A 5,360-nucleotide genomic window follows, 5' to 3' on the forward strand; every position below is an offset into this window, starting at 1 on the left:
GCCTCATATTCCGGGATCAGAAACCGCCACTTCTGCAGGTCATTCCGCTCGATCGTCCGGTCAAAGCTGTTGTCGCGCATCGAATCCCCTCCGTTCGGATGGATTCAATCAGCGAATTAGTGAACATGCACAGCAATGACGAACTCAAGCGCTTGAATACGTTGCAGACATTTTCGGCGAAGCTCTGAGCCGCTCCTCAATCATCCAAAACACGCTCGTTGTCCGCGGGGGCGGGCCGCCGCAATAGCCGGCGTCGACCGGGCAATGACGCCTTTCAACGAGGAAAATCGGCGGATGACGAGCAGCGGCGGGGCCGCTTGCGCGGGACTTGTCTGAAACGCGAGTGTGGGAAAAACGGCCGAGGGCACTAAACCCTTGAAAAGATGGTGGGCGCACAAGGGATCGAACCTTGGACCTCTCCCGTGTGAAGGGAACGCTCTCCCGCTGAGCTATGCGCCCGGGATTTCGACATCTGGTCCGAACCGCCGGCGTGCGAACAGGCCGGGTGTTTCGGAGCCGGGATTTACGGAATTGCAGGCATCGGTGTCAAGCCAACGCTGCGGAAAATCCCGGATAGATCTATCCCAATTGCCGGCTGCGGGCGGCCTGCGACTGCAGCGCCCGGATTCGCTCGGCCAAAGTGCCGCGCGCCGGCACCGCGACGGGTTTGCCGGCGGCGCCATTGGCGGATTTGGCCGGCGCGGCGGCGGGAGCGGCCGGCGCGGTAGCCAGTATCGCCTGGATCGTGGAGTCCGGGCCCTCCAGCTGCATCGCCAGCTTGGCGACCTCGGCGGCGATGTCGTTGATGCGCTCGCGCAACAGCGCGTTCTCCATCCGCTCGGTGGCCCAGGCGGTTTCCGCCTGTTGGTGGATCGCGGTGAGGTCGCGCTGCAGCTTGGCGCGCTCCTCGGTGGCATTGCGCAGCTCGAGCTCAAGCGCGGCCTTCTGGGCGCGCAATTGCTCCAGATCCGACGATGCGGCGGGAGTGCCGGGTAATGCGGCTACGGGGGCGCCAGGGGCCGCCTTGCCGCGGCGCAGCTCGGCGTTCTCGCGCTCCAGCTGCTGCGCCCGGGCGCCCAGCGTCTCGGCTTCCTTGACCTGCGCGATCAACTGGCGGTCGAGCTCGGTGACCCGCTGGCTCAGCGTGGTGACGCGCTCCCGCGCGTCGGCGAGCTCATGGCTGGCGGCGCTGGATTCGCCGCGCTGCTGCTCCAGCCTGAGCTGGGTGGCGGCGAATTCCTTTTCGGCGGCGCCGACCCGGGCCTTCAGCGCGTCGATCTGGCTGTGCACCGCGACCAGCTCGACCTGGCGGCTGTCGGCCTCCAGCGTGCGGTCCGCGAGTTCGCCGGACAGTTTGGCGAGCTCGGCCTGCTTGGCGCCGAGCGCCTGTTCGGCGGCCTGCAGCGCCTGGGTCTTGGCGGCGACCTCCTGGTCGGTGGCCTGCAGCCGCTCGTTGAGGGCGGCCTCGCGGGCCTCCAGCGCGAAGATCGCGGCGTTCTTTTCGCCGAGTTCGAGCTTCAGCCGGTTGATGGCGTCGGATTTCTTGCCGAGTTCGGCGAGCTGGCTGGTGGTCTTGTGCTTGAGCTGGTCGACGCTCATTTCCAGCCGCCTGGCCGACATCGCGAATTCGGCGCGCAGCTGATCCTTGTCGGCCTGGATTTCCGCCATCGACAGCGGCGCCGCGGCTTCGAGGCGCTTGGTGGTCAGCCGCACCGCGCGGTGATGCACCAGCGGCACGATCATCAGCCACAGCAGCATCGAGACCAGAAAACCGATCGCCAGATACATGATCGGTTCGACCATGGATGACTCCTTCAGAATCGCCGCGCCAGAATAGCCACGTCACAAGGGCCGCAGGTCGGGCGGCGGCAGCCGCAAGCCGGCAACCGTCGCGGCAGCGCACCGCGGCCGCCGGCGACGCCCGCGCCCTGCAGCGTTAACGTGAATCCGGCGCTGCCGTCACGCGTTTTCGCGGAGATGTGAGCGGTGCGATCGGCTCAGAACGGATTCCAGGTCGCGCCCTGGGTGAATTTGAGGTAGCCGATATTGGCCCCGAGCCGCAGCCCGAGCCCGGAACGGATCGGCACCAGCACGATGTTGTTGGCGGTCAGCGCGGTCATGCCGAAGCCGCCGACGATATAGGCCGAGCCGTCGATGCCGGCGAAGCGCTGATAGATCGCGTTGGTGGAGGGCAGATTATACACCAGCGTCATGGTGCGGGCGCCGTCGCCGCCCCAGTCGAAGCCGACCGAGGGGCCCTGCCAATACACCCGCAGATCGCCGGCGTTCTTGGTGTAGAGCGTGCCCTCGCCGTAGCGCAGCCCGGCCACGAAGGCGCCGGAGCCTTCCTCGCCGAGAATATAGCCGTTCGGCAGGCCCCATTGGCTGACCGCGCGCTCGATCACCGAGGCCAGCCCGCGCGACACGTTGCCGAAAAAGCGGTGGCCGGCGTTGGTCAGTTCGTCCGGACCATAGGTGTTGGGCGTGGCCTGCTGCTGCCGCGGCGGCGCCTGCTGCGCCGATGCCGGCAGCATCCAGGACATCATCGCGGCGAGCGTCAGCGCTGCGAGGCGTGATGCGAAAGTCATGATGAAGAACCCCTAGGTCTCAAAATTCATGGCTCGGTCCTTAACCGGATGCTGAGGCCGATCGGCTAAGGCTGACGTCCAGTGTCCCCGACTCGATTGTTATCGGCATCAACTATGACGGCACAACGGCAGGAAAGAAAAGCGCGGCGCGGCGCCATCGCGCTGGCGGCGGCGCTGGCCGGGCTGCTGGCGGCGCTCGGCGCGGCTTCGCCCGGGCGCGCCAATACCACCGAGCGGGTGGTCGCCAACCGCTACACCGGCATCGCCATCTCCGGCTACGACCCGGTGGCGTATTTTACCGACAAGCAGGCGTTGCTCGGCCGTCCCGATGTCGAGGCGTGGGAAGCCGGCGCGGTCTGGCGGTTCTGCAATGTCGGCAATCGCGCGGCGTTCGCCGAACGGCCGGATATCTATGCGCCGCAATTCGGCGGCTATGACCCGGTCGACGTCGCCCGCGGCGTCGCGGTGCCCGGCAATGGCCAGCTCTGGCTGGTCTCGGGCCAGCGGCTGTATCTGTTTTCGCGCGAGGAGAGCCGCGACGCGTTTGCCGCCGATCCCGCGCGGTATCTCGGCGAGGCCCGGCAGCGCTGGCCCAAGCTGTTGGATTCGCTGGTTCAATAGGCACGGTCCGCGGCCTTCGGGTCGCCCCAGGCGATGAACTCCGGAATAATGAAGCCCGCAGCCCCCAGCCCGAACCGCAGCGGCGCGCCCGAGCCATCCGTCAGCTTGCCGCCGGCGGCGGACACGACCGCATGGCCGGCGGCGATGTCCCATTCGCAGGTCGGCGCCAGCCGCGGGTAGATATCCGCCGCGCCCTCGGCGACCCGGCCGAATTTCACCGCCGAGCCCATCGGCTTGCGCAGCGCGCCGGGCCGCGCCTCGATGAAGCCCTCGGTGCGGCGGTCGCCGTGCGAGCGGCTCACCGCGGCGATCCATTCGTGGCCCGGCGCCGGAAAGCGGCGGGTATGGATCGCCACGGCGTCGCCCGGCGTCATATCCGGCGAAACCGACAATCGCTCGGCGCCGCTGCCGACGATGCCGCGCCACACCAGGCCCAGCGCCGGCGCACCGACGATGCCGAGCAGCGGCACGCCTTGCGTGACCAGCGCCAGATTGACGGTGAATTCGTCGCGGCCGGCGATGAATTCCTTGGTGCCGTCGAGCGGGTCGACCAGGAAGAAACTGTCATGATAGGGCGGCGTCGCCAGCGCCACCCGTTCCTCTGATACCACGGGAACATCGGGGCACAGCCGCGCCAGCCCCTCGGCGATGATGCGGTCGGCGGCCAGATCCGCCGCGGTGACCGGCGAGCCGTCGGATTTGCCTTCGATTGCAAGCTTGCCGCGGTCGATCGCGACGATCGCCGCTCCGGCTCTGAGTACCAGTTCGGTCAACGCCGCCAGCAAAGTTTCGGCGGCGTCGCGCTGCAGACAGGGCAGGGTGGGGAGCTTGCTGATCATCAGACTTCCTGTTGCGGCGGTGTGCGGTTTTAGCGATGATCGCGGCGCGGGCTGCGCGCGAACCCGGCCGACGGCGGCCGCCTTGAGTTGGCAGTGGTGGCGCCCGCGGTGTATCAACCATCACTCATGGCTGATTCGCCGTGTCCAAGCCGAGCGGCTTTCCAGGAAAGATCTGATGTCCGGCACTCCGATATCTGCCCCCGTCCCCGCTCCCGATGCGCTGGAACTCGCGGCGCTGCTGTGTTCGCGGGTCTGCCACGATCTGATCAGTCCGGTCGGCGCCATCGTCAATGGCCTCGAAGTGCTGGACGACAGTCCGAAGCAGGAAGACCGCGAATTCGCCCTCGACCTGATCCGCAAGAGCGCCCGCACCGCTTCGGCGCGGCTGCAATTCTGCCGGCTGGCGTTCGGCGCGGCCGGCTCCGCCGGCGCGCAGATCGATCTCGGCGACGCGCAGAACATGGCGCGCGGCCATCTCGAGGACGACAAGACCAAGATCGCGTGGAATTTGCCGCGCATTCTGTTGCCGAAGAACAAGGTCAAGCTGCTGCTCAACATGCTGGTGATCGCCCAGCAGACCATTCCGCGCGGCGGCGTGCTGACCGTCGACGCGGTCGGCGAGGGCGACGCCATCGGCTTTCGGGTCGCGGCGTCCGGCTTGAATGCCCGCACCCAGAACAACATCGTCGACATGCTGAGCGGCGTGCATACCGGCTCGATCGATGCCCATGCGGTGCAGCCTTACTACACGCGGCTGCTGGCGCAGGCCTGCGGCTTCAGCGTGTCGCTGGCGCCGGAAGGCGAAACCGTGGTGGTGACGGCGTCCTGATCGCGGGCGTCGCGTCGGGCGCGGTGCCGCGGTCCGGCGCTTTGCCGCCGCGCCGTGGTTAACCATTGGTTGCCGGCGCCGCGATCCGGCGGTCGTCATCGTTCTTATCCATTACTCAACCAATATTAAACGCTTTGCGCCGACAGTGCCGGTTCCAAGGCGTGACGACGTGCGCGCCGGTGACTGAAGGCGTGTTCCATGGACGACTTGTTGCGCGAGTTTTTGACGGAGACGAATGAGAGCCTGGACACGGTTGACAATCAGCTGGTGCGGTTTGAGCAGGATCCGAACAACGCCAAGATTCTCGACAACATTTTTCGGCTGGTCCACACCATCAAGGGGACCTGCGGGTTTCTAGGCTTGCCGCGGCTGGAAGCGCTAGCGCACGCCGCCGAGACGCTGATGGGCAAATTCCGCGACGGCATGCCGGTGACCGGCGAAGCGGTGACGCTGATCCTTTTGACCATCGACCGCATTAAAGAG

Annotated in this window: 7 protein-coding genes and 1 tRNA gene; 4 read left to right on the forward strand and 4 right to left on the reverse strand. The window is 66.8% G+C overall.

Annotated elements, in window-relative coordinates:
- Positions 1–188, forward strand: a 188-nt coding sequence (locus VGC77_RS01425; RefSeq protein ID WP_331169790.1) for a hypothetical protein, incomplete at its 5' end; no start/stop codon positions are given.
- 196 nt (positions 189–384) lie between these two features.
- Here the strand turns inward: VGC77_RS01425 and VGC77_RS01430 are convergent.
- From VGC77_RS01430 to VGC77_RS01440, 3 genes are all read right to left on the reverse strand, one after another.
- Positions 385–459, reverse strand: a tRNA-Val gene (locus VGC77_RS01430).
- A gap of 120 nt (positions 460–579) precedes the next feature.
- The gene (locus VGC77_RS01435; RefSeq protein WP_331169791.1) at positions 580–1,803 is read right to left on the reverse strand and encodes a hypothetical protein; all 1,224 of its coding nucleotides are present in this window, start codon (positions 1,801–1,803) and stop codon (positions 580–582) included.
- A gap of 194 nt (positions 1,804–1,997) precedes the next feature.
- The gene (locus tag VGC77_RS01440; protein ID WP_331169792.1) at positions 1,998–2,588 is read right to left on the reverse strand and encodes a DUF1134 domain-containing protein; all 591 of its coding nucleotides are present in this window, start codon (positions 2,586–2,588) and stop codon (positions 1,998–2,000) included.
- A gap of 114 nt (positions 2,589–2,702) precedes the next feature.
- On the opposite strand from VGC77_RS01440, the gene VGC77_RS01445 reads away from it, so the two are divergent.
- Positions 2,703–3,209, forward strand: a complete 507-nt coding sequence (locus VGC77_RS01445) for a YHS domain-containing (seleno)protein (RefSeq protein ID WP_331169793.1) — start codon at positions 2,703–2,705, stop codon at positions 3,207–3,209.
- On the opposite strand, the gene VGC77_RS01450 is transcribed toward VGC77_RS01445, so the two are convergent.
- Positions 3,203–4,048: a 3'(2'),5'-bisphosphate nucleotidase CysQ gene (locus tag VGC77_RS01450; protein ID WP_331169794.1), complete on the reverse strand. Its 846-nt coding sequence runs from the start codon at positions 4,046–4,048 to the stop codon at positions 3,203–3,205. The two genes, VGC77_RS01445 and VGC77_RS01450, sit on opposite strands and share 7 nt — an antisense overlap.
- Positions 4,049–4,223: 175 nt before the next feature.
- Here VGC77_RS01450 and chpT point away from each other — a divergent pair, with 175 nt between their 5' ends.
- Positions 4,224–4,877 carry a histidine phosphotransferase ChpT gene (gene chpT, locus VGC77_RS01455; RefSeq protein ID WP_331169795.1) on the forward strand — a complete coding sequence of 218 codons (654 nt, stop codon included), beginning with the start codon at positions 4,224–4,226 and terminating at the stop codon, positions 4,875–4,877.
- A 198-nt stretch (positions 4,878–5,075) separates the two neighbouring features.
- A partial coding sequence (locus VGC77_RS01460; RefSeq protein ID WP_331169796.1) for an Hpt domain-containing protein occupies positions 5,076–5,360 on the forward strand: 285 nt, incomplete at its 3' end.

The sequence above is a fragment of the Rhodopseudomonas sp. genome (genome assembly GCF_036404135.1).
In the GTDB taxonomy this organism is placed as follows: Bacteria; Pseudomonadota; Alphaproteobacteria; order Rhizobiales; family Xanthobacteraceae; genus Rhodopseudomonas_A.